This is a genomic window from Streptomyces sp. SKN60, assembly GCF_026236535.1.
Lineage (GTDB): Bacteria > Actinomycetota > Actinomycetes > Streptomycetales > Streptomycetaceae > Streptomyces.
Map to the genome: position 1 here is coordinate 1 of NZ_JAHTMW010000010.1, position 25,017 is coordinate 25,017.

Here is a 25,017-nt window from a genome sequence, read left to right on the forward strand (position 1 = left end):
CTGCCACCTGTCGTTTCTCCCTGTCCAAACCGCCCCGCGCCGGGTAAGCGCGCGACGGCCACGAAGTGTGTGTGGGGACCTGCCCCCGCAGACCTGGAACCGTTCCGGGGCGGCGGACGCCGGTGGGCGTCCGCGTGCACCCCGGAGGCGATTACTTCGCCTCGGTCTCCCCGTCGGCCTTGCCGTCCTTCTCGACCTCGGCGTCCGCCGGAGCGGCGTCCTTCTTGGTCAGGTCGGCCTTGGCCGCCCCCTCCTGGCCCTTGGCGTCGTCGGCGTCCCCGGTGAGCGAGGAGGCGTCGTCCGGGACGACGGCCTCGGTCTCGCTGTCGTCGTCACCGTGGACGATCCGGTTGTACTCGGAGTCCTCGAGGACCGCGCCGATCGCGTTCTTGGCGTAGACGGCGTGCACGCCGGGCGCGACCTCGAGGAGAACGGTCTCGTCGCCGATCTCCTTGACGGTGGCGTACATCCCCCCGATGGTGCGTACGCCGGTGCCGGGCTGCATTTCGTTCCGCATCTGAGCCGCCTGCGCCTGCTTCTTCTTGGCGGAGCGGGTCATCAGGAACATGGCCCCGATGAGGACGATGAAGGGGAGGAGGGTCACGATGTTCACGGGACGGGTTTCCTTCGCACGGTCGCGGAGGAACCGCGGCCTGATCTTCGGGGGTGGGTACGCCGACCAGAAAGGGCGGCAACGGCGGAGTCTAGGCGAGTCCGCATCGATGGAACAACGCCCAGCATGGCACCGTGGTTCCTGACCGGGCGACTATCCGCGCCGTCACCCCTTCGTCACATCCCGAACAGCCCCGCTTGTCCCTTTCCCCCTCCGCTTCCGGCCCCGCCCGGGCCCGCTGCCTGCGGCGGAACCAGTCCGAGGTGGCTCCAGGCGGCGGGCGTGGCGACCCGGCCACGGGACGTGCGCGCGAGCAGACCCTCCCGTACGAGGAAGGGCTCGGCGACCTCCTCGACGGTCTCGCGCTCCTCGCCGACCGCGACCGCGAGGGTGGACAGGCCGACCGGGCCGCCGCCGAAGAGCTTGAGCAGCGCCTCCAGGACCGCGCGGTCGAGGCGGTCGAGGCCGCGACTGTCCACCTCGTACACGCCGAGGGCGGCGGCGGCGATCTCGCGGGTGATCACGCCGTCGGCCTTGACCTGCGCGTAGTCGCGGACGCGGCGGAGCAGCCGGTTGGCGATGCGCGGGGTGCCGCGGGAGCGGCCGGCGATCTCGGCGGCGCCGGCCGGGTCGACGGCGACATCGAGGAGTCCGGCGGAGCGGGTGACGACCCGTTCCAGCTCGTGCGGCTCGTAGAACTCCATGTGGGCGGTGAAGCCGAAGCGGTCGCGCAGCGGGGGCGGCAGCAGGCCGGCCCGGGTGGTGGCGCCGACCAGGGTGAAGGGCGGCAGGTCGAGCGGGATGGCGGTGGCGCCGGGGCCCTTGCCGACGATGACGTCGACGCGGAAGTCCTCCATCGCCATGTAGAGCATCTCCTCGGCGGGCCGGGACATCCGGTGGATCTCGTCGAGGAAGAGGATCTCGCCCTCCTGGAGGGAGGAGAGGATCGCGGCGAGGTCGCCGGCGTGCTGGATGGCGGGGCCGGAGGTGATCCGGATCGGCGCGTTCATCTCGGCGGCGATGATCATCGACAGGGTGGTCTTGCCGAGGCCGGGGGCGCCGGAGAGCAGCACGTGGTCGGCGGTGGCGCCGCGCTGACGGGCGGCCTTGAGGACCAGGTCGAGCTGCTGGCGCACCTTCTCCTGGCCGATGAACTCGCCGAGGTCCTTGGGGCGCAGCGCGGCCTCGACGGCCTGGTCGTCGCTCTCGGCGGCGGCGCCGACGATCCGCTCCGCGGCGGTGTCCGTCTCGTCGTCCCAGTTCACGTGGTCTGCCTTCGTGGTGGTGGTGCGGTGGAAGATCCGGCCCGGCCGTCGTTCGAGGCGCGGGGGTCCGGGGGCGGAGCCCCCGGTTCGGACGTCAGCGGGCGCGGTTCAGCGTCTGCAGCGCCGCCCGCAGCAGCTGCGGGACCGGCGCCGAAACGCCGGAGGCGATCGCGGCCTCGGCCTGCGGGGTGACGGCGGCGACGGCCTCCTCGGCCTCGCGGCTCGCGTAGCCGAGGCCGATGAGGGCGGCGGAGAGCTGTTCGGTCCAGGGGGCGGGGCCGGTGGCGACGGCGCGCTGCTGGCCGACCAGGCCGCTGCTGCCGAGCGGGGCGCCGAGCTTGTCCTTCAGTTCGAGGAGGAGCTTCTGGGCGCCCTTCTTGCCGATGCCGGGCACGGCGGTGAGCGCCTTCTCGTCGCCGGTGGAGACCGCGAGGCGCAGTGCGTCGGGGCTGTGCACGCCGAGCATGGCCTGGGCGAGGCGGGGGCCGACGCCGCTGGCGGTCTGCAGCAGCTCGAAGACCTGCCGCTCGTCGTCGTCCGCGAAGCCGTACAGGGTGAGCGAGTCCTCGCGGACGACCAGGGAGGTGGCCAGGCGCGCGTGCTCGCCGATCCGGAGGCCCGCGATGGTGTTCGGGGTGCACTGGACGGCCATGCCGACGCCGCCGACCTCGACGACGGCGGTCGTGGGGGCGAGGGCGGCGACCGGGCCGCTGACGAAGGCGATCATGACGTGCGGCCTTTCGAGGCGTGCAGGGCGACGGCCTGCTGGAGGCGGTTCTGGGCGGGGGCGCGCCAGATGTGGCAGATGGCGAGGGCGAGGGCGTCGGCGGCGTCGGCCGGCTTGGGCGGCGCGGAGAGCCGGAGCAGCCGGGTGACCATGGCGCCGACCTGCGCCTTGTCGGCGCGGCCGCTGCCGGTGACGGCGGCCTTGACCTCGCTGGGGGTGTGCAGGGCGACGGGCAGTCCGCGGCGGGCGGCGCACAGCATGGCGACGGCGCTGGCCTGCGCGGTGCCCATCACCGTACGCATGTTGTGCTGGCTGAACACCCGCTCCACGGCGACGAGTTCGGGCTCGAAGCGGTCGATCCACTCCTCGATGCCGCGCTCGATGCCGACCAGGCGGACGCCGATGTCGGCGTCGGCCGGGGTGCGGACGACACCGACGCCGAGCATGGTGAGCGGCCGTCCGGCGACGCCCTCGACGACGCCGACGCCGCACCGGGTGAGTCCCGGGTCCACCCCGAGTACGCGCACGCGGCCCCTCCCTGATCGCAAGTCTGTTTGTGCAGGCTATCCGCTGCCACTGACAACGCGGCACAAAGCAGCGGGCCGACGGGGTGTGTCCCCGTCGGCCCGCTGCTGAAACTGCCGTGGATCAGGCGTCGACCTTCGCCATGACCTCGTCGCTGACGTCGAAGTTGGCGTAGACGTTCTGCACGTCGTCGCTGTCCTCGAGCGCGTCGATCAGCTTGAACATCTTGCGCGCGCCCTCCTCGTCGAGGTCGACCTGGAGGGTCGGGACGAAGCTGGACTCGGCCGAGTCGTAGTCGACGCCGGCCTCCTGGAGCGCGGTGCGGACCGCGACCAGGTCGGTGGACTCGCTGATGATCTCGAAGTTCTCGCCGAGGTCGTTGACCTCCTCGGCGCCGGCTTCGAGCACGACCTCCAGGACGTCGTCCTCGGACCGCTCGCCCTTGGGGACGATGACGACGCCCTTGCGGTTGAACAGGTACGACACGGAGCCCGGGTCGGCCATCGAGCCGCCGTTGCGGGTCATGGCGACGCGCACGTCGGAGGCGGCACGGTTCCGGTTGTCGGTGAGGCACTCGATGAGCACCGCGACACCGTTCGGGCCGTAACCCTCGTACATGATCGTCGCGTAGTCGACGCCGCCGGCCTCGAGGCCGCCGCCGCGCTTGATCGCCGAGTCGATGTTCTTGTTCGGGACCGACTGCTTCTTCGCCTTCTGCACGGCGTCGAACAGCGTCGGGTTGCCGTCCAGGTCGGCGCCGCCGGTGCGGGCCGCGACCTCGATGTTCTTGATCAGCTTCGCGAAGAGCTTGCCGCGCTTGGCGTCGATCACGGCCTTCTTGTGCTTCGTCGTAGCCCATTTAGAGTGGCCGGACATCTGCCTGTCTCCTTCGCGTAACCAATTTCTGAACGAACCCCAGAGATCCTACAAGGATCGGGTCACCGCTCGGTGCGCACCATGTCCACAAAGAGTTGGTGGATCCGGTGATCGCCGGTGAGCTCGGGGTGGAACGAGGTCGCCAGGGCCTTGCCCTGCCGTACGGCGACGATGTGGCCCTCGTGCTCGGCGAGCACCTCGACCTCGGCGCCGACGGACTCCACCCAGGGGGCACGGATGAAGACGCCCTCGACGGGGGTGTCTATTCCTGCGACGGTGACCCCGGCCTCGAAGGACTCGTTCTGCCGTCCGAAGGCGTTGCGGCGCACGATCATGTCGATGCCGCCGAAGGTCTCCTGGCCCGAGCGCGGGTCGAGGATCTTGTCGGCGAGCATGATCAGGCCGGCGCAGGTGCCGTAGACGGGCAGGCCGCCGGCGATCCGCTCGCGCAGCGGCTCCATGAGGCCGAAGAGCACGGCCAGCTTGGAGATGGTGGTGGACTCGCCGCCGGGTATGACGAGGCCGTCGACCTCGGCGAGCTCCTCGGGGCGCCGGACCGGCCTGGCCACGGCGTCAGCCGCGGCCAGGGCGATCAGGTGCTCCCGTACGTCGCCCTGGAGAGCCAGGACACCGATCGTGGGAGTGCTGCTCATCGGTGCTTACCAGCCACGGTTCGCGTAGCGCTCGGCCTCGGGGAGGGTGTCGCAGTTGATGCCGACCATGGCCTCGCCCAGGTTGCGGGAGGCGTCCGCGATGACCTTCGGGTCGTCGTAGAAGGTGGTGGCCTTCACGATGGCGGCGGCGCGCTTGGCCGGGTCGCCCGACTTGAAGATGCCGGAGCCGACGAAGACGCCCTCGGCGCCGAGCTGGCGCATCAGCGCGGCGTCGGCCGGGGTGGCCACACCACCGGCGGAGAACAGCACGACGGGCAGCTTGCCGAGCTCGGCGACCTCCTTGACGAGCTCGTACGGGGCGCGCAGCTCCTTGGCGGCGGCGAAGAGCTCGTTGTGGTCGAGGGCGCGCAGGTGGCCGATCTCGTTCTTGATCTGGCGCAGGTGGCGGACGGCCTCGACGACGTTGCCGGTGCCGGCCTCGCCCTTGGAGCGGATCATGGCCGCGCCCTCGGCGATGCGGCGCAGGGCCTCGCCCAGGTTGGTGGCGCCACAGACGAAGGGGGTGGTGAAGGCCCACTTGTCGGAGTGGTTGACCTCGTCGGCCGGGGTGAGGACCTCGGACTCGTCGATGTAGTCGACGCCGAGGGACTGCAGGACCTGGGCCTCGACGAAGTGGCCGATGCGGGACTTGGCCATCACCGGGATGGAGACCGCGCCGATGATCTCCTCGATCATGTTCGGGTCGGACATCCGGGCCACGCCGCCGTCCTTGCGGATGTCCGCGGGGACCCGCTCCAGGGCCATGACGGCGACGGCGCCGGCGTCCTCGGCGATCTTCGCCTGCTCGGCGTTGACCACGTCCATGATCACGCCGCCCTTGAGCTGCTCGGCCATGCCGCGCTTGACGCGGGCGGTGCCGGTCTCGGGGGACTGGGCGGTGGTGGAAGGCGTGCTGGACACGGGTACCTCACATGTGACAACGGGGTTGACGACAAGAGTGAGGAAACAGGCCGCGAGCGGTCCACAGCAAGGGCCAATGTGCACCCGGTGGATCGTTTTCGCCGGTTACGAAGGTGATCGGCGCTCAGGCCGGACGATCCGCAAGTGCGACGGGGGGTTCGTCGTCCATTTCGAAGGCCATGGGGAAGGGGGCGTGGCCCGCGAGGCGGAACCAGCGGACCTTGCGGTGCCGTCGCAGCGCCCGGGCCGCCCGTACGGCGTCGTTGTGGAAGCGGCGGGCCATCGGCACCCGGCGCACGGCCGCCGCGAGCTCCCCCGCGGCCTCCTCGCCGCCCGGCGCCGCCCGCACCAGCTCGACCTGCTCGGGCTCCCCGAACACGGCGCGCAGCGCCTGGCTGAGCTCGCTCTCGGCGACCTCCCGCTGGTCCTCCTCGGCCTGCCGGGCCGCGTGCGCCGCCTCGTACAGCACGATCGAGGCCGCCGGATCGAGCACGCCGGAGGTGGCGAGCTCCTGCGCGACCGACGCCCGCCGCAGCAACTGCGCGTCCAGCGCGGCGCGGGCCGCGTCGATCCGCGTGTGCAGCCGGTCGAGCCGCCCGGCCGTCCAGCTGAGGTAGACGCCGATGAGGATCAGCGCGGCCACGGTCCAGATCAGGGTTTCGGTCACGGGCGCACAGGCTACCGGGGCGCGGGCGGCGTCCCCGCCCGCACCTCGCACTCAGACGCGCGGTGCGCGCCTGCTCACAGCCCCAGGCGTGCCCGCAGGCCCCCGCCCGCCCGTTCGTCCGTCGCCACCGAGGCCGCGCCGTCCGTCACCGTCTCGTAGACGGCGAGGATGTCCGCGCCGACCGTCGACCAGTCGAAGCGGCGGACGTGGGCCGAGCCGCGTTCGCGGAGCTGTTCGCGGCGGGGGGCGTCGCCGAGGAGGGCGACGGCGCGGGCGGCGAGGTCGTCGGCGTCCTCGTTGGCGAAGAGGTCGCCGGCGGCGCCCTGGTCGAGGACCTGGGCGAAGGCGTCGAGGTCGGAGGCGAGGACCGGGGCGCCCGCCGAGAGGGCCTCGACGAGGATGATGCCGAAGCTCTCGCCGCCGGTGTTGGGGGCGACGTACACGTCGACGCTGCGCAGCAGCCGCGCCTTGTCCTCGTCGCTGACCATGCCGAGGAACTCGACCCGGGAGCGCATCTCCTTCGGCAGGGAGGCGACGGCCTCCTCCTCGTCGCCGCGGCCGGCGACGAGCAGCCGGGTGTCGGGCCGCTCGGCCAGGATCTTCGGGAGCGCGCGCATGAGGACGGGCAGGCCCTTGCGCGGCTCGTCGATCCGGCCGATGAAGCCGAGCGTTCCCCCGCTCCACTCCTTCTTCGGCTCGGCCCGCGCGAAGAAGTCGACGTCGACGCCGTTGGGGATGACCACCGCGTCGCCGCCGAGGTGCTCGACCAGGGTGCGGCGCGCGTACTCGCTCACCGCGATCCGCGCGCTGATCTTCTCCAGGGCGGGCTGGAGGATCGGGTACGCGGCGATCATCGCCCGCGAGCGCGGGTTGGAGGTGTGGAAGGTGGCCACGATCGGGCCCTGCGCCGCCCAGCAGGTGAGCAGGCCCAGCGAGGGCGAGGCCGGCTCGTGGATGTGGACCACGTCGAAGGTGCCCTCGTGCAGCCAGCGCCGCACCCGGGCCGCCGACAGGAAGCCGAAGTTGAGCCGGGCGACGGAGCCGTTGTACGGCACGGGGACCGCGCGGCCGGCCGACACCACGTACGGCGGCAGGGGGGTCTCGTCGTCGGCGGGCGCGAGGACGGAGACCTCGTGGCCGAGCCGGATCAGATGCTCCGCGAGGTCCCGGATGTGGAACTGGACGCCGCCCGGCACGTCCCAGGAGTACGGGCAGACGATCCCGATCTTCACGCGGTCCGCTCCCCCTCCGGGCGCTGCTCCTCCGGACGCCCGTCCTGGCCCTCCGGGCGCCGCTCCAGGTCCGCGAGCCACAACCGCTGCAGCATGTGCCAGTCCTCCGGGTGCTCGGCGATGCCCTCGGCGAAGACGTCGGCGAGGGCCTGCGTCATGGAGGACGTCTTCTCGGCCCGCGTACCTGACCCGGGCGCCTCGATCGGGGCGTGCACCTGGCCCTTCATGACGTCCGTCTCGTCGTACCAGAGCGTCACGGGCAGCAGCAGCGCGCCGGTCTGCTGGGCGAGGATCGCGGGCCCGGCGGGCATCCGCGTCCGCTCGCCGAAGAAGGAGACCTCGACGCCCGAGGACGACAGGTCGCGGTCGGCGACCAGGCAGACCAGGCCGCCGGCCCGCAGCCGGCGGGCAAGCGTGCCGAAGGCGGAGCCGCCGGTGTGCGGCAGCACCTCCATGCCGAGGGACTCGCGGTAGGCGACGAAGCGGTCGAAGAGGGTCTCCGGCTTCAGCCGCTCGGCGACGGTGGTGAAGGGCACGCCGAGCGCCCGGGTCACCCACACCCCCGCGAGGTCCCAGTTCGCCATGTGCGGCAGGGCGAGGATGACGCCCCGGTCGGAGGCGAGCCCGTCGGTCAGGTGGTGCACGTCCTTGGGGTCGAAGCTGCCCGCCGCCCGCTCCTTGCTCCAGGTGGGCAGCCGGAACGACTCCATCCAGTAGCGCATGTACGAGCGCATGCCGGCCTTCGACAGCTCCTGGAGCCGCTGCGGCGTCGGGTCGGGCACCACCCGGGCGAGGTTCGCCTCCAGGCGCAGCACGCTCTTGCCGCGCCGGTTCCACGCGGTGTCGGCGATGCGGCGGCCGAGGCCCTTCGCCACCGGCTCGGGCAGCTTCTTCACGGTGGCCCAGCCGAGCCCGTACAGGCCGTCGGCCACCCGGTCCTTCAGACCGCTCATGACGTCGCCTCGCTCCCCCGGGCGGCGGCGTCCGCCTCCGCCGACTCCCTGCGCACGGTCACGACCCGCTGTCCGAGCGTCACGGCCGAGCCGACCGCCACGATCCACAGGGCGATCGGCAGCAGCACCTGGACGCCGGGCACGCCGAAGCCGTGCAGTCCGGCGAGGCCGGCGGCGACCAGCGAGATCACCAGGCGCTCGGCGCGCTCGACGAGGCCGTTCACGGCCACCGGCAGGCCGATCGATTCACCACGCGCCTTGGTGTACGACACCACCTGGCCGCTGGCCAGGCAGAAGATCGCGACCGCGCACAGCACGTTGTCGTCGCCCTTGCCCGCGTACCAGAGCGCGAAACCGCCGAAGATCGCCCCGTCGGCGACCCGGTCGAGGGTCGAGTCGAGGAAGGCGCCCCAGCGGCTGGAGACCCCGGCCTGCCGGGCCATGTTGCCGTCGACCAGGTCGGAGAAGACGAACAGCGTGATCACGATCGTCCCCCAGAAGAACTCTCCGCGGGGGAAGAAGACCAGCGCGCCGACGACGACGCCGGCCGTGCCGATGAGCGTGACGGTGTCGGGGCTCACGCCCCGGCGGAGCAGAAACGCGGCGAACGGTGTGAGGACACGCGTGAAGAACGCACGCGCGTACTTGTTCAGCATGGCCTTGTGGCCTTCCCGATGTTCGTGGGCCGCGCGGCCCCTACGACCACCGGCCCGCCCATCGTAGCCACGCGGGCCCCCGCCGCAGCGGCGGCACCCGCCCGCCGCGTCGCCCCCGCCGTGCGGGGCCGGCCGCGGGCCGCCGCGCGTACGACGTATGGACGCACCGTGACGTCGGTGCAAAGCTCGAAGGACAACCGCGGGCGTCGGTCGGAGCCGAGCCGCACGCGACAGGTGGCCGTACGCCGCCAGGTGCCGCCGCTCCCCCGGGGCCCGCGCCCCGCCTCACCGTACGAGCAGTCGGGAGGAACATCATGGGCGACAAGGCGAACCCCCGCTCCGGAGCCGCCGGCAGGGCTCCAACGGCCGACCGGCCCTCGGCCGTGCGGAACGTGGTGCTGGTCGGCCACAGCGGATCGGGAAAGACGACCCTCGTCGAGGCACTGGCGCAGACCGCGGGCGCGGTCAACCGGGCCGGCCGCGTCGAGGACGGCGGGACGGTCTCCGACTACGACGAGATCGAGCACCGCCAGCAGCGTTCCGTACAGCTCTCGCTCGTCCCCGTCGAATGGGGCGGCTACAAGATCAACATCCTGGACACACCCGGATACGCCGACTTCGTCGGGGAACTGAGGGCCGGTCTGCGCGCGGCGGACGCGGCCCTCTTCGTCGTCTCGGCCGCGCAGGAGGCCGACGCCGTGGTCGGCTCCACCCGCGCCGTGTGGGAGGAGTGCGCGGCGGTCGGCATGCCCCGGGCGATCGTCGTCACCCACCTGGACACGGCGCGCACCGACTTCACCCGGCTCACCGAGCTCCTCGGCCAGCACTTCGGCGGCGACGACCCGGACGCCGTCCTCCCCCTCTATCTGCCCGTGCGCGGCGCCGAGGGCGCCGACGGACACGCCCCGGCCACCGGCCTGGTGGGACTGCTCACGGAGCGGATCTTCGACTACTCCACGGGGGTACGGCGGGAGGACCCGCCCGACGCGGCGCAGCGGCCGCTGATCGAGGAGGCCCGGGGCCGGCTGATCGAGGGGATCATCGCCGAGAGCGAGGACGAGACCCTGATGGACCGCTACCTCGGCGGCGAGGCGGTGGACCTGAAGACCCTGATCGACGACCTGGAGAAGGCGGTCGCGCGCGGCTCCTTCCACCCGGTGCTCGCCGCGGCCCCGGCGGCGGACGGCGGGAAGCAGGGCCTGGGCACGGTCGAGCTCCTGGAGCTGATCACCGGCGGCTTCCCCAGCCCGCTGGAGCGCGAGGCCCCGGCCGTGACGACCCCCGAGGGGCAGGCGCGCCCGGCGGTGGTGTGCGATCCGGCCGGTCCGCTGGTCGCCGAGGTCGTGAAGACCTCCTCCGACCCCTACGTGGGACGGCTCTCCCTGGTCCGGGTCTTCTCCGGGACGCTGCGGCCCGACGAGACGGTGCACGTCTCCGGGCACGGGCTCGCCGACCGGGGGCACGAGGACCACGACGTGGAGGAGCGGATCGGGGCGCTGACCGCCCCCTTCGGCAAGCAGCAGAACACCCTCGCCCACTGTGTGGCCGGCGACCTCGCCTGTGTCGCCAAACTGGGCCGCGCGGAGACCGGCGACACCCTGTCCGGCAAGGACGCCCCGCTCCTGATGGAGCCGTGGCGGATGCCCGAGCCGCTGCTGCCGCTGGCGATCGAGGCGCACAGCAAGGCCGACGAGGACCGGCTCTCCCAGGGGCTCGCCCGGCTGGTCGCCGAGGACCCGACGATGCGGCTCGAACAGAACCAGGACACCCACCAGGTGGTGCTGTGGTGCCTGGGCGAGGCGCACGCGGACGTGGCCCTGGAGCGGCTGCGCGGCCGGTACGGCGTCCAGGTCGACACCGTCCCGCACAAGGTGTCGCTGCGGGAGACCTTCGGCGCCGGCGCCGCCGGGCGCGGGCGGCACGTCAAGCAGTCCGGCGGGCACGGCCAGTACGCGATCTGCGAGATCGAGGTGGAGCCGCTGCCACCGGGCAGCGGCATCGAGTTCGTGGACAAGGTGGTGGGCGGCGCGGTGCCGCGCCAGTTCATCCCGTCCGTCGAGAAGGGCGTCCGGGCGCAGGCGGCCCGCGGGGTCGCGGCCGGCTATCCGCTGGTCGACATCCGGATCACCCTGCGGGACGGCAAGGCGCACTCGGTGGACTCCTCCGACGCGGCCTTCCAGACGGCCGGCGCGCTGGCCCTGCGGGAGGCGGCGGCCGAGGTGCCGATCCACCTCCTGGAACCGGTCGCCGAGGTCACCGTCATGGTCCCCGACGACTACGTGGGCGCGGTGATGAGCGATCTGTCGACCCGGCGCGGCCGGGTGGTCGGCACCGAACAGGCCGGTCCCGGCCGGACCGTGGTGCGCGCGGAGGTGCCGGAGATCGAGATCGGGCGGTACGCGGTCGATCTGCGGTCCGTCTCGCACGGCACCGGCACCTTCGACCGCTCCTACGCCCGGCACGAGGCGATGCCGCCGCAGCTGGCGGAGAAGCTCCGCACGGAGGCCGCCGCCTGACCCGAGTCCTGAGCCCGATCCGTGGGCCGGGTTCCTGACGCGCCCTGTTCCTGAACTGCGCGGTTCCTGACACCCCACCGTTCCTGACCCTCCGACAGCCGGTGCCGCTCGCCAACTCCCCTCCGGTGGGCGGCATTCGGCCGCCCCCTCGTGCATTCGGCCGCCTCCGCACGCTCCGGTGACGCATCCGTCGCCACCCGGTTACGCTGTGGTGCCCAGCTCAGAAGGTGTGCGGGGCGCGGCAGTTGGGAACAGCCCGCACAGGAACCGTGGCGATGGGGGCGGCAGTGACGATCGGCAGTTTCGGACCCGGGGCACAGATTCCCCTCCAGGGCTCGGACGCGACTACGGCGGCGACCCATGCCCTCGCCTCCGCCGCGTACCGCGACAGCCCGGTCGAGGCGATCCTCGAAGCCAACAACGACCTCCACAAGTCGACGGTCAAGGAGGGCAAGGCCCACAAGCTCTTCCGGCCCGACCTCGGCGAGGCCTTCTCCCGCGCCGTCCAGGTCCGGCTGCTCGGCGGCGCCCGCAAGCCGCTCATCCAGTCCTTCGGCGCCGACCCCCAGCCCGTCGTCGAGCACTGCCTCGCCGCCAACGGCATCCGCAAGCGGCGCGACGTCCGCCTCACCCTGGTCACCCTCGTCTTCGGCGTGCTGTTCCTGCCCGGCCTGCTGATCTGGCTCGGCGTCATCTGGCTGCGCCGCACCGCCGCCGGCTCCGACAACAAGCGCACCAGCGCCATCGGCACCGCCCTCCTCGTCGCGGCCGGCCTCTTCGCGCTGCTCGTCCTGATCAAGCTGCCCTTCGACGGGGTGCTGCCCAACTACCTCCGCGCCATGATCGTGGCGCCGGTCGTCGGCTGGTACCTGGCCCGGCAGATCTGCGAGAACACCGCCAAGGACCTGCGCGAGCGCTGGACCACGCTGCTCAGCGGCGGCGGCCTCGGGGCCACGATCCCCGAGGCCGTGCCCAAGGACCCCACCGAGAAGACCGCCGAGGACCTGCGCGTCAACCTGGAGAAGCTGGGCGCCGAGCAGCAGTCCAACGTCGTCTTCTACGCGGGCCCCAAGGGAATACTGGGCATGGGCACCCGCTGGGGCAGCTGGACCATGGCCGAGGAGCTGGTCCCGCGCGAGGGCAAGGAGATCCACGACTTCCGCGCCTGGGACGTGGTCCGCCAGATCCACACCGAACTGACCCTCCTCGAACGCGGCTCGCTCAAGACCGGCTTCCCCAAGCCGACCGTGAAGCACTGGATCGTCTCGCCCGTCGGCGAGGGCGCCGACGAGGTCGCCCGCCCCGAGGGCGAGAACATCGTGCACTTCCAGGTGAAGCCGCACGAGATACAGCGCATCTGCAACGACCAGCAGTTCGGCAGTGGAAACCGCCACTATCTAGGGGTCCAGTTCACCCTCTGGGACGGACAGCTCGTCCTCACCATGATGGTGACCGTCACCTCCCTCCACCACACGCTGCGCGTCGAGGTCACCGGCCACGCCCTCGGCCCGGTCCACGGCCTCTTCACGACCAAGCCGAAGGCGAAGACCAAGGAGGTCTCCAAGACCGTCAGGTTCTGGGAGACCCGCGAGATCAAACTGCCGCTGACCGACACCGACGACGTGGTCCGCCAGGCCGTGCGCGCCCCGCTCACCTGGTTCCCGCCGATCCTGGACTTCCTCGGCGGCAAGCTCGTACTGCCCGAGCCCTTCGGCCTGCGCCACGCCTGGGCGGGCCAGCCCTGGCGCCACCGCTTCATGGCGGACGACGCCATCCGCACCGCCACGCCGGTGCTGCGCGCGGTGCACGCGGCGACCCTCCGGGTCCTCGACGAGCACAACGTCGACACCGAGCGCTTCGCCGCCCGCTCGCTGGTCCTCAGCGGCGGCATCCAGGACCCGGGCCCGAAGAAGGCCGACGTCTACGACGCGTAGCGCCCCGGGCCCCGGCCCGGCCCCGCCCCGTGACGCCGAAGGCCCGGCCCCGGAGATCCGGGACCGGGCCTTCGTACCTCCCGTACGGCTCAGAGGCCGGCCGGCCAGGCGTCGGCCAGCATCTTCCGGGTGTCGGCCAGCAGCTGCGGCAGCACCTTGGTGTGACCGACCACCGGCATGAAGTTGGTGTCCCCGCCCCAGCGGGGCACCACGTGCTGGTGCAGATGCGCGGCGATCCCGGCGCCCGCGACCGTGCCCTGGTTCATGCCGATGTTGAAGCCGTGCGCGCCCGAGGCCGCCCGCAGCGCCACCATGGCCCGCTTGGTGAACTCGCCGAGCTCCGCCGTCTCGGCCGCGTCGAGGTCCGTGTAGTCGGCGACGTGCCGGTACGGGACCACCATCAGGTGCCCGCCGTTGTACGGGTACAGGTTGAGGACCGCGTACACGCTGGTGCCGCGCGCGATCACCAGACCGTCCTCGTCCGACTTCGCCGGGATCGTGCAGAAGGGACAGCCGTCCTCGGCACCCGGCCCGGTCGGCTTGTTCTCGCCCTGGATGTACGCCATCCGGTGAGGCGTCCACAGGCGCTGGAACGCGTCCTGCGTCCCCACTCCGATCTGCTGCTCCGGCTCAGTCGTCATGCTGTGCAGCATATTGCTTCGCCCGTTCGGAACGTGTCGCCGGGGCGGAGGATCGCTGCACGGGCCATGCTGATCGGATGAGCGACAGGCCGCCGACACCTTCCCGGGAGGAGCGCTGGGACCGGCGCATGGAGACCCCGCTGGCCGTGGCCTCCTTCGTATACCTCGGCGCGTACGCGGTCCATGTCCTCGCCCACGACCTCCCCGAGCCGTGGCGGGACTTCTGTCTGGCGCTGACCTTCGGTTCCTGGGCGGTCTTCGTCGTCGACTACGTCGTCCGCCTCCGGTTCAGCGGCCTGGCCCCGTGGCGCTTCGTGCGCCGGCACTTCCTCGACACCGTCGTCCTCGTGCTGCCGCTGCTGCGCCCCCTGCGCGTGGTGCGCCTCTACGACCGGATGCAGCGCCGCCACGACCAGCCCCGACTCACCCTCTACGCCCGCGTCATGGCGTACGCGGGAATCTCGACGGTCCTGATCGGCTTCGCCGGCTCCCTCGCCGTCTACCAGGCCGAGTACGACGCCCCCGGCGCGACGATCCGTACCTTCGGCGACTCGGTGTGGTGGGCCTGCGCGACCCTGGCGACGGTGGGCTACGGCGACGTGACCCCGGTGACCCCGTGGGGCCGGGTGGTGGCGGTGGGCCTGATGGCCTGCGGCCTCGCGCTGCTCGGCGCCGTCACCGGCTCCTTCTCGTCCTGGCTGATCCAGGTGTTCACCCGGGAGGACGAGAAGAGGCCCCCGGGGGGATCCCCGGGGGCCTCCTGACTCGCTCACTCAGGTCGTCAGACCTGGACGCGGCGCTCCACCACGTCGGCCAGCTTCGCCAGCGCGTCCTCGCGCGGGATGCCGTTCTCCTGCGAACCGTCGCGGTAGCGGAAGGAGACCGTGCCCGCGTTCATGTCCTCGTCACCGACGATGATCATGAACGGCACCTTCTGGCGCTGCTGGTTCCGGATCTTCTTCTGCATGCGGTCGGACGAGGCGTCCACGTCGACCCGCAGGCCCCGCTTGCGCGCGTCCGCGGCGAACTCCTGCAGGTACTCGACGTGCGCGTCGCCGATCGGGATGCCGACCGCCTGCACCGGGGCCAGCCACGGCGGCATGGCGCCCGCGTAGTGCTCCAGGAGCACCGCGAAGAAGCGCTCGATGGAGCCGAACAGGGCACGGTGGATCATGACCGGGCGCTGGCGCGAGCCGTCCGCCGCCGTGTACTCCAGGTCGAAGCGCTCCGGCAGGTTGAAGTCGAGCTGCACGGTCGACATCTGCCAGGTACGGCCGATGGCGTCACGCGCCTGCACCGAGATCTTCGGGCCGTAGAACGCGGCGCCGCCCGGGTCGGGGGTGAGCGGGAGGCCCTGCTTCTCGGCGACCTGCTGGAGGACCGCGGTGGCCTCCTCCCACACCTCGTCGGAGCCGACGAACTTGTTCGGGTCCTTGGTCGACAGCTCCAGGTAGAAGTCGGTCAGACCGTAGTCGCGCAGCAGGTTGAGGACGAAGGTGAGCGTCTTGTCGAGCTCCTCCGCCATCTGCTCGCGAGTGCAGTAGATGTGCGCGTCGTCCTGGGTGAAGCCGCGGGCCCGGGTCAGGCCGTGCACGACGCCGGACTTCTCGTACCGGTACACGGTGCCGAACTCGAACAGGCGCAGCGGCAGCTCACGGTAGGAGCGCCCGCGCGCGTCGAAGATCAGGTTGTGCATCGGGCAGTTCATGGGCTTGAGGTAGTAGTCCACGCCCTCGTCGAGCTGCATGGGCGGGTACATGCCCTCGGCGTACCAGTCGAGGTGGCCGGACTTCTCGAAGAGCTTGCCCTTGGTGGCGTGCGGCGAGTAGACGAACTCGTAGCCCTCCTCCTCGTGCCGCTTGCGGCTGTAGTCCTCCATGGTCCGGCGGATGATGCCGCCCTTGGGGTGGAAGACGGCGAGGCCGGAGCCGATCTCGTCCGGGATGGAGAAGAGGTCGAGCTCGTTGCCGAGCTTGCGGTGGTCGCGCTTCTCGGCCTCGGCGAGGAAGTCGAGGTGGGCCTTCAGCTCCTCCTTCGACGGCCACGCGGTGCCGTAGATGCGCTGGAGCATCGGGTTCTTCTCGCTGCCGCGCCAGTAGGCGGCGGCGTTGCGCATGAGCTTGAAGGCCGGGATGTTGCGGGTGGTGGGCAGGTGGGGACCGCGGCAGAGGTCCTTCCAGCACAGCTCGCCGGTCTTGGCGTCCAGGTTGTCGTAGATGGTCAGCTCGCCGCCGCCCACCTCGACGTCCGCGCCGTCGTCGGTCGACGCGGAGCCCTTGATGCCGATGAGCTCCAGCTTGTACGGCTCGTCGGCGAGCTCCGCGCGGGCCGCCTCGTCGGTGACCACGCGGCGGGCGAACTTCTGCCCGCGCTTCTGGATCTCCTGCATCTTCTTCTCGATGGTCTTGAGATCCTCGGGCGTGAACGGCTTCTCGACGTCGAAGTCGTAGTAGAAGCCGTCCCGGACCGGCGGGCCGATGCCCAGCTTGGCCTCGGGGAAGATCTCCTGCACGGCCTGCGCCATGACGTGCGCGGTGGAGTGGCGCAGGATGTTGAGACCGTCCTCGGAGGAGATCTCGACGCCCTCGACGACATCGCCCTCGGCGAGCTCGTACGACAGGTCCTTCAGCTCGCCGGCCACGCGGGCGGCGATGACGGTGCGGTCGTCGGCGAACAGCGCGCCGGCCGTGGTGCCCGCGCTCACCGTCCTCTCCTCGGGCCCGGAGGCGGACTGGACGGTCACACGGACTTCAGACACGGATGCTCCATACATAGGGGCGCGGGCAGACACGAGGTGCCGGCGCCAACGGTGCACGGCAGAGACGAGGTGCCGCGCGCCACCGATCCTACGGGCTCGGGTCGGGCCCGGTCGCGCCCCGAGGAGCGTTCCCGCGGCTCACCCTTCCTCCGGATCGTTCCCCTCGTCGAAGAACCCGCGGCCCTCGCCGGGGTCGTGCAGCGACTTCATCAGCCGGTCCCGCTCCGCCTCGTCGACCTGGACGGGTACGACCCCGGTCGCGTCGGTCAGCCGGCGGAAGCCGCCGCGGCTCTCCAGGCGTCCGACGACCCGGATGGGCAGGCCGACCAGATGGGCGTGGCCGGCGGTGCGGTAGGCCTCCTCGTCGAGGGTGGCGCGGACATGGCCGACCTCGGCCCCGGCGAGGACGCGGAGCCGTACGGTGCCCTCGCCGCGCGGGCCCGAGCGGCGCATGCGGACGACGGTGCCGGTGATGCGTACGGGTACGGAGGGCTCGTCGTTCAGATAGCGGGCGCCGGCCTCGCGCAGGGCCGGCAGATCGCCGGGCGAGAACTCGACGGGCTCGGGCCGCGCGGCGCAGCCCGCGGGGGTGCCGGCCGCCGGGGACCACTCCAGGGTGATGCCGGCGCCCTCGGTGCCGCGCACCAGGGCGACCAGGGCCTCGGTGAGCTCGCGGCTGACGCCGGCCTGGACGGCGGTGTCGAAGGCCTCCATGCCGCCGGTGGCCCGCTGGTAGTCGACGGCCTCCCGGGTGGCGTACAGGGCGTGGTAGAGCCGGACGGAGACGGCGCGGCCGGGGTCGACGGGCAGGAAGGCGGTGAGGCCGCGGCCGCCGGGGGCGGCGCCGACGACGACGGACTCCAGGGAGGCCTGGGCCTGCCGCCGGTGGCGGGCGCCGTGGTAGCCGGCCCGGTCGCGGACGGCGAGGGCCCCGGCGAGGAGCAGTCCGCGGGCGGCGCTGCGGAGCTGTTCCTGCACGGGCCAGGGCACGGCGCCGGCGGGTCCCGGCGGCACGTCGCGCCACCAGCGGATCTCGTCGCTGGGGACGGCGAGGCCGGTGAGCACCTCGCGGGCGGAGGGGTCGGCGCTGTGGGCGAGGGCGGTGAGCGCCTCGCCGATGAGGTCGTCGGAGTCGGGGAAGGCGCGGTTCTCGGGGACCAGCAGGCTGGTGCCGCGGCCGCTCGTGCCGGGTCCGGGCGGGGACCAGCGGCTGTAGCGGCCGGCCGCGCCGCCGCGGCGGCGCCAGCCGTGCCGGGCGAGGAGCGCGCCGAGCACCCGGGGGTCGACCCTGCCCGGGTCGGGGTCCCCGCCCGCGGCGGCCCAGGGGCCGACGGGCGCGGCGGGCACCCCGGTCCAGTGGCCGGGGAGCTCGCCGGGCGCCGGGTGGGGCTGCGGCCGGAAGGCCGGGGGCGCGGTGCGGCCCGGTGGGAGCAGCGGGTCGGGGCCGTGGCCGGCCCCGTTCTCCGGTTCGTCGATCGGCCGGTGCATCAGGGTCTCCCTCCCACGCCGACCCGCGCCATGATCTCGCAGAGCGCCCGGTCGTCGAAGATCCGTGCCGTCGGGATGCGCACGGTGGTCCTGCGGCGTCCCGTGACCGGGTGGCCGGCCAGGTTGATCCAGTAGCAGCAGTGCCGCAGGTCGAGCCGCTCGTGCCCGGCCCGCAGCCAGTCCTCGCGGTCGCGGGGCACGAGCATCACGACCAGGATCTTGTGGACCGCGACGGGGGTGCGGGCGAGCTTCGCCAGGTGCTCGTTGTCGAGCGTGAAGGAGAAGCTGCCGCTCGCGTCCCGCTGGGTTCGCGGCGGTATCTGGTAGGTGCATTTGAGCTGCACCTTGATGGTCACCTCGTCGTCGACGGTGTGGCCGGGAGCGCTGTGGCTCACGTGCCAGTCGATGCCGTTGTCCGGAAACGGCTGCGACAGCGAGCAGCCCGCCGCCGCCGCGACCGCGTGGAGATAGCCGACCTGGAGGGTCTCCATGCAGGCGGTGGTGGCGAGCGAGCCGCGCAGCGGTGCCGCCCGCTGGGGCGGCAGCCCGTCCGACGCGGGCTGGGCGAGCGCCATGTCAGTTCCCTTCCCCGTCACCTGTGTTGTCACCGGCCCGCGTACGGCGCAAACAGCCCGGGTATCAACGATTCGGGCAGGGGGCTGGCCATCTGCCGCGCACGCGCGAGGAGTTCGGGGATGACGACGCACTGGTTCGACGGGCCCCTGGCCGCGTTCGACACGGAGACGACGGGAGTCGACGTCGAGGAGGACCGCATCGTGTCCGCCGCCCTCGTCGTCCAGGACGCGGCGGGCATGCGGCCGCGGGTGACCCGCTGGCTGGTGAACCCGGGGGTGCCGGTGCCGCCCGGGGCCACCGCGATACACGGCCTGACGGACGATCATCTGCAGCGGAACGGGCGCTGGCCGTCGCCCGTGATGGAGGAACTGGCCCGGGCGATAGCCGAACAGAGCGCGGCGGGCCGCCCGTTGGTGGTGATGAACGCGCCGTTCGACCTGACCATCCTGGACCGCGAGCTGCGCCGACACCGGGCGTCCTCGCTGGGCCGCTACACGGAGCACGTGCCGCTGTGCGTGCTCGACCCGCGGGTCCTGGACAAGCATCTGGACCGCTATCGCAAGGGCCGGCGGACGCTGACCGATCTGTGCGAGCAGTACGAGGTAGTGCTCGACGGCGCGCACGACGCGGCGGCGGACGCGCAGGCGGCGCTCGAGGTCGTACGGGCGGTGGGGCGGCGGTTCGCGTCCCGCCTGGAGCGGCTGACGCCGGCGGAGCTGCACACCCTGCAGGCGGTGTGGCACGCGGCACAGGCGCGCGGCCTGCAGGCCTGGTTCGCCCGGCAGGGCACCCCGGAGGCGGTGGACCCGGCGTGGCCGCTGCGTCCGGAGCTGTCGACGGCGGCGTGAGCGGCATGCGCCCGGAAACAGCTGAGGCCGGTCCGTCTTCTGACGGACCGGCCTCTCCCGGTGGGCGATACTGGGATCGAACCAGTGACCCCTTCGGTGTGAACGAAGTGCTCTCCCGCTGAGCTAATCGCCCGGGCAACGGGTGAAACCATACAGGCCCGGACGGGCTTCGTTCAAACCGGCTCCGGCGGGGCACGCGCGGGGTGCGCCCTAAGTGCGCAGGTGGGCGGCGAGGCCGCGGCGGCCGCCGCGCATCATCAGGGCGTGGTTGGCCCGGAAGAAGGGGCGGCCGGGGACGGCGAGGGCACGCATGAGGGGGCTGCGGAGCTCGACCTCCTGCTCGTAGAGGGCGCGGGTGCCGGCGCCCTCGGAGGTGAGGGTCCAGCGGGCCCAGCCGTCCAGGTCTCCGGACATGCCGACCTCCAGGACCCCGGCATCGGGGTCGCGGCGCCGGGCCTCGGCGGTGACCACCAGGTCGTACGGCAGCAGGGAGCGGAAGCGGGCGGTGCCGGTGCGCTCGTCGAGCGGGACGACCTCGCGGACCTGCGGCCACCAGAGGGGGTACTCCTCGGCCCGCTCCAGGACGCCGTAGACGGCGGCGGGCGGGGCGGCGAGACGCCAGACGCTGCGGAAGCGGTAGCGGCACCAGTCCATGGGGCCAGTGTGGAGTACTCAGGGCCGGATCTGAGTATCCGCGCGCATCCCCTTTCGCTGTGTCCGGCGCCACACTCCGGCTATGAACACCTCCCTGCCTCCCGCGGAAGAGCTCGCGCTCGTCGACCGCGAACTGGCCCGACTCGACGCCCACCGGGCGCAGTTGCTGCTGCGTCGGGACTGGCTGGTGCGGGTCCTGGACGCACAGCGGGCCGCGCCGGTGCCGCCCGTGCCGCCGGCTCCGCCCGCGGCGGCGGCCGCGCGGCCCTGGCCGGCGCCCGAGGCGACCCCGCGCAGCACGCAGAACGTGCTGCTGACCCTCGGCGGCATCCTGCTGAGCGTGGCCGCTCTCGTGTTCACGCTGGTCAGCTGGGGCACGATGGGCATCGGCGGCCGGTCCGCGGTGCTCGCGGTGGTCACCTCGGCGGCCCTGTTCGCGCCGGTGGTGCTGCTGCGCCGCGGTCTGGTGTCCACGGCGGAGTCGGTCGCGGTGCTCGGTCTGGTCCTGACGGTCCTCGACGCGTACGCCCTGCACCGCGTGGCGCTGCCGGAGACCGGCGGTCTCGGCTACACGGCGGCGGCCTCGGCGGTCCTGGCCGGCGCCTGGGCGGCGTACGGCTCCGCCCTGCCCCGGCTGCGCACCCCGCTCCCGGCCGCCGTGGTGGCGGCCCAACTGCCGCTGACGCTGGGGGTCCTGGCGGCGGACGGCGGGATGACCGCGTTCGCGTGGGCGGCGCTCGGCACGGCCGCCCTGGACGTGGCGGCGATGCTGTGGGGCAAGGCTCTGCCGGTGCGGGTGACCGCCGGGGTGGGTGCGGCGGGTCTGGGCGGCTGGGCGCTGCTGGCCGGCCTGGGTCTCTCGCTCACCTCGCCGCTGGAGGCGCTGCCACTGCTGCTCGCCTGCGCCGCCGTGCTGCTGTTCCTCGCGGTGCGTCACGCGCCGTCGGCGCTCGCCTCCGCCGTGGTGGCCGGTCTGGCGGGGATCGCCGCGACGGGCGGTCTGCTGCGTGCCGGGGTGCCGGAGGCGTGGATCGTCCCGGGGTACGCGCTGTGCGCCCTGGTCCTCGCGGGCGCCGCGGCCTGGCACCGGGGGCCCTGGGCGGGCCCGCGGACGGAGCCGGTGGCGCTGCCGGGGCTGCGGGACGGTCTGGCATGGGCGGGCGCGGGGGTCCTCGGCCTGGCGACGCTGTGGGCGCTGCCGCCCACCGTGTTCGGTCTGCTCGACCCGCGGGTCCGCTCGACGGAGATCTGGTCGGGTGCGCACCCGGAGCGGACGCTGACCGACTACCCGGCGACGGCCTCGCTGGTGCTGCTCGTGGTGACGGCCGCGCTGGTGGCGGTGCCCCGCCTGTGGGCGCGGAGTGCCGCGCTCGTCCTCGGCTGGGCGCTGCTTGTCGGTCTGCCGGTGGCGTTCGGCCTGTCGTACGGGGCCTCGCTCGCCGTCCTGCTCGGCGCGACGGCCGCGGCCCTCGTGGTGGCGGTGCGCCCGGCCCCGGTGGCGCGCGGGCTCGACGGCTCGGCGGAGGTGCTCGCCTGGCTCGGGTTCGGGTGCGGCCTGGCCTCGGGGCTCGCGACGGTGGCCCCGGCGCTGGACTCCCGGGCGGCGACGTTCGCGGTGCTCGGGGTGCTGGTGGCGCTGTTCGGCGCGGTCGCGGTGCTCGGCGGCGGGGTCCGGCGGACGGTGGCGGCCTGTGCGGGCGTGCTGGCGGTGGCGGGCCTGGTGGGGGCCGGGGCGGCGGCCGCGGGTCTGTCGGAGCCGGTGACGGGTCTGCTGCTGCTCGTGGTGCCGGCCGGGACGGCCGGCCTGGGGGCCTGGCTGCGCCGGCGTCCGGAGTCCGTGGCGGTGGAGGCCACGGGTGCGGCGGTGGGTCTCTTCGGGCTCGGCCTGACGGTCGACCGCCCGGCGCTGCTCGCGCTCGCGCTGGCGCTCGGCGGTGTGGTCGCGGCGGCGACGGCGGTACGGCCGGAGCGCCGCCCGGTGGCCTCGTGGGTGGCGGCGGTGCTGTTCCTGCTCGCGACCTGGGTGCGGCTCACGGTGTGGGAGGTCACGACCCCGGAGGCGTACACCCTGCCGGTGACGGTGCCCGCCCTGGTGGTGGGCGTGCTGCGGCGGCGCCGGGACCCGGAGGCGTCCTCGTGGACGGCGTACGGGCCGGGGCTCGCGGCCACGCTGGTGCCGAGTCTCTTCGCGGCCTGGGTCGACCCGCACGGAACGCGTCCGCTGCTGCTCGGCCTGGGCTCGCTGGCGGTGACGCTGCTCGGCGCGCGGTTCCGGCTGCAGGCACCGCTGCTGCTCGGCGGCTCGGTGCTCGCCCTGGTCGGGCTGCACGAGCTCGCGCCGTACGTGGTGCAGGCGGTGGGCGCGCTGCCGCGCTGGCTGCCGCCGGCCCTGGCCGGTCTGCTGCTGCTCGCGGTGGGCGCCACGTACGAGCAGCGGCTGCGTGACGCGCGCCGGCTGCGGGAGCGACTGGGCCGGATGCGGTGAGACGCCGAAGGCCCGGAGACGGATTCCGTCTCCGGGCCTTCGGTCCGGGTGGGCGATACTGGGATCGAACCAGTGACCCCTTCGGTGTGAACGAAGTGCTCTCCCGCTGAGCTAATCGCCCGGGTGCACCGCAAACATTACCGCATGTCAGCGGTGCTTCCGAACCGCTTCCTGGTCACTCGTCGATCTTCCACGGCATGACGAGGCCGAACTTCCACAGGTAGATGCCCAGCAGCACGCCGATGATCACCAGGCCGATGCTGGTGAGGATGATGTTCCGGCGCCGGACCTTGGGGTCGAGGGCGCGCTGGGCGGCCTCGGTGACCTTCCGCTTGGTCCAGCGCAGCACCAGCTGGGCCCAGACGAACTCGGTCGCCCAGATCGCCATGCCGGCGAAGATCACCAGCCAGCCGGGGCCCGGCAGCGGCAGCATCACGATGCCGGCGCCGACGACGGCGAGGCCGACGACGAAGACGCCGACCTGCCAGCTCAGGTGCAGGGTCCGGCGGGCCTTGATGAACTCCGGCGCCCGCGAGCCGAGCGGCGCACCTTCGGTGTCCCCGGCCGCACTGTCCGGCGCGTCCGGCGTCGCGTTCCCCTGCTGCGCACTCTTGTCCCCGTCGGCCGCGGACTCCCCGGTGCGCTCGTCACTCTCCGCATTCATGACCCCAACTTACCGGACCGTCCCCGTGTGTCGAATTGGAGGTATTACCCAAAGTTACACGCGCCCATACGAGCTACCTGAACGATCACAAAACAGACAGAGGGGTTTACAACGGCACCGTAGGTGGCATGTCGATTTCGCCGACGTGCGAATCCCCGAGCGCACACTGAGCGAAAGGCCCTGGCGCTTATGAACACCACGGTCAGCTGCGAGCTGCACCTGCGCCTCGTTGTGTCGAGCGAGTCCTCACTGCCTGTACCCGCGGGCCTGCGGTATGACACGGCCGATCCGTATGCCGTGCACGCCACCTTCCACACCGGAGCCGAGGAGACGGTCGAGTGGGTCTTCGCCCGCGACCTTCTCGCCGAGGGGCTGCACCGGCCCACCGGCACGGGCGACGTCCGGGTCTGGCCGTCACGCAGCCACGGTCAGGGAGTCGTCTGCATCGCGCTGAGTTCCCCCGAGGGCGAAGCCCTGCTCGAGGCCCCGGCGAGGGCCCTGGAGTCGTTCCTCAAGCGGACCGACGCTGCCGTGCCACCGGGCACCGAGCACCGCCACTTCGACCTCGACACGGAGCTCTCCCACATCCTGGCCGACAGCTGAGGCCAGGCCTACAGCCGCACGGCGCCGTCCGACTCGGGGAGACGGCGCCGCGCGGACAACCGTGCACTGCACTTCCTCATCGGCGCTCCACACCGCGCAGCCGGCGCGGTGCGGGGCGCCGATGCCCGTTTCCGGGTCCGCGCTAGAGTTCAGCGCAATTCCGCGGGCACCCGCCCGCAGCCGGCCAGGGAGCGAATCGTGCTGATCCCCCACGACACCCGGATCGCCCTCGACACCGTCGTCGATCTGATGAACACCGCCCCGGAGGGTGACCGCGACGACGCGCTCGGGGACATCGAGGCGCTGCAGTCCTTCGTGCACGCCCACAAGATCAGTGACGTCGGCCAGCTGAGCGCGGCCGACCTGCGCGCGGTGCGCGAGGTGCGCGACCGCTTCACGGCGGTCTTCTCCGCGCCCGACGCCCGGATCGCCGCCACCCTGATCAACCAGCTGGTCGCGGCCGCCGGCACCACACCGCAGCTGACCGACCACGACGGCTACGACTGGCACGTCCACTACTTCGCGCCGGGCGCCTCGGTCGCCGACCACCTGGGCGCGGACTGCGGAATGGCGCTGGCCTTCATCGTCGTCGCGGGCGAGCAGGAGCGGCTGCGCCGCTGCGAGGCGCCGGACTGCGGCCGGGCCTTCGTCGACCTCTCCCGCAACCGCTCCCGCCGCTACTGCGACAGCCGCACCTGCGGCAACCGTCTGCACGTCGCCGCCTACCGGGCCCGCCGCAAGGAAGCCGCGGGCTGATCCCGC

Annotated in this window: 24 protein-coding genes and 2 tRNA genes; 7 read left to right on the forward strand and 19 right to left on the reverse strand. The window is 72.7% G+C overall.

The annotated features are described in order from the left end of the window. Positions 1-151: 151 nt before the first annotated feature. The 11 genes from yajC to pgsA form a co-directional block, all read right to left on the reverse strand. A complete protein-coding gene (yajC, locus tag KV205_RS17905) occupies positions 152-613 on the reverse strand; it encodes a preprotein translocase subunit YajC (protein WP_265865401.1) in 462 nt (153 codons plus the stop codon). Positions 614-789: 176 nt separating this feature from the next. After that, the gene (ruvB, locus tag KV205_RS17910; RefSeq protein WP_265865402.1) at positions 790-1,878 is read right to left on the reverse strand and encodes a Holliday junction branch migration DNA helicase RuvB; all 1,089 of its coding nucleotides are present in this window, start codon (positions 1,876-1,878) and stop codon (positions 790-792) included. 94 nt (positions 1,879-1,972) lie between these two features. Next, positions 1,973-2,605 (reverse strand): Holliday junction branch migration protein RuvA, encoded by a 633-nt coding sequence (gene ruvA / locus KV205_RS17915; protein WP_265865403.1) that lies wholly within the window; start codon positions 2,603-2,605, stop codon positions 1,973-1,975. Further along, positions 2,602-3,132, reverse strand: a complete 531-nt coding sequence (gene ruvC, locus KV205_RS17920) for a crossover junction endodeoxyribonuclease RuvC (RefSeq protein WP_265865404.1) — start codon at positions 3,130-3,132, stop codon at positions 2,602-2,604. The genes ruvA and ruvC overlap by 4 nt, the downstream gene beginning before the upstream one ends. A gap of 121 nt (positions 3,133-3,253) precedes the next feature. Further along, the gene (locus KV205_RS17925) at positions 3,254-4,006 is read right to left on the reverse strand and encodes a YebC/PmpR family DNA-binding transcriptional regulator (protein WP_265865405.1); all 753 of its coding nucleotides are present in this window, start codon (positions 4,004-4,006) and stop codon (positions 3,254-3,256) included. Positions 4,007-4,068: 62 nt separating this feature from the next. Next, positions 4,069-4,659 (reverse strand): pyridoxal 5'-phosphate synthase glutaminase subunit PdxT, encoded by a 591-nt coding sequence (gene pdxT, locus KV205_RS17930; protein ID WP_265865406.1) that lies wholly within the window; start codon positions 4,657-4,659, stop codon positions 4,069-4,071. 6 nt (positions 4,660-4,665) lie between these two features. Then, positions 4,666-5,580: a pyridoxal 5'-phosphate synthase lyase subunit PdxS gene (pdxS, locus tag KV205_RS17935; RefSeq protein WP_265865407.1), complete on the reverse strand. Its 915-nt coding sequence runs from the start codon at positions 5,578-5,580 to the stop codon at positions 4,666-4,668. A 124-nt stretch (positions 5,581-5,704) separates the two neighbouring features. After that, positions 5,705-6,247 carry a hypothetical protein gene (locus tag KV205_RS17940; protein ID WP_265865408.1) on the reverse strand — a complete coding sequence of 181 codons (543 nt, stop codon included), beginning with the start codon at positions 6,245-6,247 and terminating at the stop codon, positions 5,705-5,707. A gap of 74 nt (positions 6,248-6,321) precedes the next feature. Next, positions 6,322-7,479: a glycosyltransferase family 4 protein gene (locus tag KV205_RS17945; RefSeq protein ID WP_265865409.1), complete on the reverse strand. Its 1,158-nt coding sequence runs from the start codon at positions 7,477-7,479 to the stop codon at positions 6,322-6,324. Beyond that, positions 7,476-8,432 (reverse strand): phosphatidylinositol mannoside acyltransferase, encoded by a 957-nt coding sequence (locus KV205_RS17950; protein WP_265865410.1) that lies wholly within the window; start codon positions 8,430-8,432, stop codon positions 7,476-7,478. The genes KV205_RS17945 and KV205_RS17950 overlap by 4 nt, the downstream gene beginning before the upstream one ends. Next, on the reverse strand, positions 8,429-9,088 hold the full coding sequence (pgsA, locus tag KV205_RS17955; RefSeq protein WP_265865411.1) for a phosphatidylinositol phosphate synthase: 660 nt from the start codon (positions 9,086-9,088) through the stop codon (positions 8,429-8,431). The genes KV205_RS17950 and pgsA overlap by 4 nt, the downstream gene beginning before the upstream one ends. Before the next feature lie 314 nt (positions 9,089-9,402). Here pgsA and KV205_RS17960 point away from each other — a divergent pair, with 314 nt between their 5' ends. After that, positions 9,403-11,604 (forward strand): elongation factor G-like protein EF-G2, encoded by a 2,202-nt coding sequence (locus KV205_RS17960; protein ID WP_265865412.1) that lies wholly within the window; start codon positions 9,403-9,405, stop codon positions 11,602-11,604. 275 nt (positions 11,605-11,879) lie between these two features. Further along, positions 11,880-13,538 (forward strand): hypothetical protein, encoded by a 1,659-nt coding sequence (locus KV205_RS17965; RefSeq protein ID WP_265865413.1) that lies wholly within the window; start codon positions 11,880-11,882, stop codon positions 13,536-13,538. Positions 13,539-13,627: 89 nt separating this feature from the next. On the opposite strand, the gene KV205_RS17970 is transcribed toward KV205_RS17965, so the two are convergent. Next, positions 13,628-14,191 carry an HIT domain-containing protein gene (locus tag KV205_RS17970; RefSeq protein WP_265865414.1) on the reverse strand — a complete coding sequence of 188 codons (564 nt, stop codon included), beginning with the start codon at positions 14,189-14,191 and terminating at the stop codon, positions 13,628-13,630. 65 nt (positions 14,192-14,256) lie between these two features. Here KV205_RS17970 and KV205_RS17975 point away from each other — a divergent pair, with 65 nt between their 5' ends. After that, entirely contained in the window at positions 14,257-14,943 is a 687-nt protein-coding gene (locus KV205_RS17975) for a potassium channel family protein (protein WP_265865415.1), read from the forward strand. A 17-nt stretch (positions 14,944-14,960) separates the two neighbouring features. Here KV205_RS17975 and thrS read toward each other — a convergent pair whose 3' ends face one another. The 3 genes from thrS to KV205_RS17990 form a co-directional block, all read right to left on the reverse strand. Then, positions 14,961-16,937, reverse strand: coding sequence for a threonine--tRNA ligase (thrS, locus tag KV205_RS17980; RefSeq protein ID WP_265865416.1), 1,977 nt, complete (start codon positions 16,935-16,937; stop codon positions 14,961-14,963). A 138-nt stretch (positions 16,938-17,075) separates the two neighbouring features. Further along, on the reverse strand, positions 17,076-18,425 hold the full coding sequence (locus KV205_RS17985) for a hypothetical protein (RefSeq protein WP_265865417.1): 1,350 nt from the start codon (positions 18,423-18,425) through the stop codon (positions 17,076-17,078). Continuing rightward, on the reverse strand, positions 18,425-19,000 hold the full coding sequence (locus tag KV205_RS17990; protein WP_265865418.1) for a DUF4365 domain-containing protein: 576 nt from the start codon (positions 18,998-19,000) through the stop codon (positions 18,425-18,427). Before KV205_RS17990 ends, KV205_RS17985 begins: the two co-directional genes overlap by 1 nt. Before the next feature lie 120 nt (positions 19,001-19,120). Between KV205_RS17990 and KV205_RS17995 the strand changes: the two genes are divergently transcribed. Next, complete coding sequence (locus tag KV205_RS17995; protein WP_265865419.1) at positions 19,121-19,849, forward strand: 3'-5' exonuclease; 729 nt, start codon at positions 19,121-19,123, stop codon at positions 19,847-19,849. Positions 19,850-19,910: 61 nt separating this feature from the next. On the opposite strand, the gene KV205_RS18000 is transcribed toward KV205_RS17995, so the two are convergent. Further along, a tRNA-Val gene (locus KV205_RS18000) sits at positions 19,911-19,982 on the reverse strand. A 77-nt stretch (positions 19,983-20,059) separates the two neighbouring features. Then, positions 20,060-20,503 (reverse strand): SRPBCC family protein, encoded by a 444-nt coding sequence (locus KV205_RS18005; RefSeq protein WP_265865420.1) that lies wholly within the window; start codon positions 20,501-20,503, stop codon positions 20,060-20,062. Between the two features lie 82 nt (positions 20,504-20,585). Between KV205_RS18005 and KV205_RS18010 the strand changes: the two genes are divergently transcribed. Then, positions 20,586-22,988: an SCO7613 C-terminal domain-containing membrane protein gene (locus KV205_RS18010; protein ID WP_265865421.1), complete on the forward strand. Its 2,403-nt coding sequence runs from the start codon at positions 20,586-20,588 to the stop codon at positions 22,986-22,988. 49 nt (positions 22,989-23,037) lie between these two features. On the opposite strand, the gene KV205_RS18015 is transcribed toward KV205_RS18010, so the two are convergent. Together KV205_RS18015 and KV205_RS18020 are read right to left on the reverse strand one after the other, a co-directional pair. Next, positions 23,038-23,109: transfer RNA gene (locus tag KV205_RS18015), tRNA-Val, on the reverse strand. 54 nt (positions 23,110-23,163) lie between these two features. Further along, the gene (locus KV205_RS18020) at positions 23,164-23,652 is read right to left on the reverse strand and encodes a TIGR02611 family protein (protein WP_265865422.1); all 489 of its coding nucleotides are present in this window, start codon (positions 23,650-23,652) and stop codon (positions 23,164-23,166) included. 189 nt (positions 23,653-23,841) lie between these two features. Here KV205_RS18020 and KV205_RS18025 point away from each other — a divergent pair, with 189 nt between their 5' ends. Continuing rightward, on the forward strand, positions 23,842-24,255 hold the full coding sequence (locus tag KV205_RS18025) for an SsgA family sporulation/cell division regulator (protein WP_015032345.1): 414 nt from the start codon (positions 23,842-23,844) through the stop codon (positions 24,253-24,255). Positions 24,256-24,453: 198 nt separating this feature from the next. Beyond that, positions 24,454-25,011, forward strand: a complete 558-nt coding sequence (locus KV205_RS18030; RefSeq protein WP_265865423.1) for a CGNR zinc finger domain-containing protein — start codon at positions 24,454-24,456, stop codon at positions 25,009-25,011. The last annotated feature ends 6 nt before the right edge of the window (positions 25,012-25,017 follow it).

Excerpts from the sequence above, each read along its gene's own strand:
- ruvA (WP_265865403.1), bottom strand. The coding sequence starts at position 2,605 with ATGATCGCCTTCGTCAGCGGCCCGGTCGCCGCCCTCGCCCCCACGACC.
- KV205_RS17925 (WP_265865405.1), bottom strand. The coding sequence starts at position 4,006 with ATGTCCGGCCACTCTAAATGGGCTACGACGAAGCACAAGAAGGCCGTG.
- pdxT (WP_265865406.1), bottom strand. The coding sequence starts at position 4,659 with ATGAGCAGCACTCCCACGATCGGTGTCCTGGCTCTCCAGGGCGACGTA.
- KV205_RS17950 (WP_265865410.1), bottom strand. The coding sequence starts at position 8,432 with ATGAGCGGTCTGAAGGACCGGGTGGCCGACGGCCTGTACGGGCTCGGC.
- pgsA (WP_265865411.1), bottom strand. The coding sequence starts at position 9,088 with ATGCTGAACAAGTACGCGCGTGCGTTCTTCACGCGTGTCCTCACACCG.
- KV205_RS17960 (WP_265865412.1), top strand. The coding sequence starts at position 9,403 with ATGGGCGACAAGGCGAACCCCCGCTCCGGAGCCGCCGGCAGGGCTCCA.
- KV205_RS17965 (WP_265865413.1), top strand. The coding sequence starts at position 11,880 with ATGGGGGCGGCAGTGACGATCGGCAGTTTCGGACCCGGGGCACAGATT.
- KV205_RS17970 (WP_265865414.1), bottom strand. The coding sequence starts at position 14,191 with ATGCTGCACAGCATGACGACTGAGCCGGAGCAGCAGATCGGAGTGGGG.
- KV205_RS17975 (WP_265865415.1), top strand. The coding sequence starts at position 14,257 with ATGAGCGACAGGCCGCCGACACCTTCCCGGGAGGAGCGCTGGGACCGG.
- KV205_RS17985 (WP_265865417.1), bottom strand. The coding sequence starts at position 18,425 with ATGCACCGGCCGATCGACGAACCGGAGAACGGGGCCGGCCACGGCCCC.
- KV205_RS17990 (WP_265865418.1), bottom strand. The coding sequence starts at position 19,000 with ATGGCGCTCGCCCAGCCCGCGTCGGACGGGCTGCCGCCCCAGCGGGCG.
- KV205_RS17995 (WP_265865419.1), top strand. The coding sequence starts at position 19,121 with ATGACGACGCACTGGTTCGACGGGCCCCTGGCCGCGTTCGACACGGAG.
- KV205_RS18005 (WP_265865420.1), bottom strand. The coding sequence starts at position 20,503 with ATGGACTGGTGCCGCTACCGCTTCCGCAGCGTCTGGCGTCTCGCCGCC.
- KV205_RS18010 (WP_265865421.1), top strand. The coding sequence starts at position 20,586 with ATGAACACCTCCCTGCCTCCCGCGGAAGAGCTCGCGCTCGTCGACCGC.
- KV205_RS18020 (WP_265865422.1), bottom strand. The coding sequence starts at position 23,652 with ATGAATGCGGAGAGTGACGAGCGCACCGGGGAGTCCGCGGCCGACGGG.
- KV205_RS18025 (WP_015032345.1), top strand. The coding sequence starts at position 23,842 with ATGAACACCACGGTCAGCTGCGAGCTGCACCTGCGCCTCGTTGTGTCG.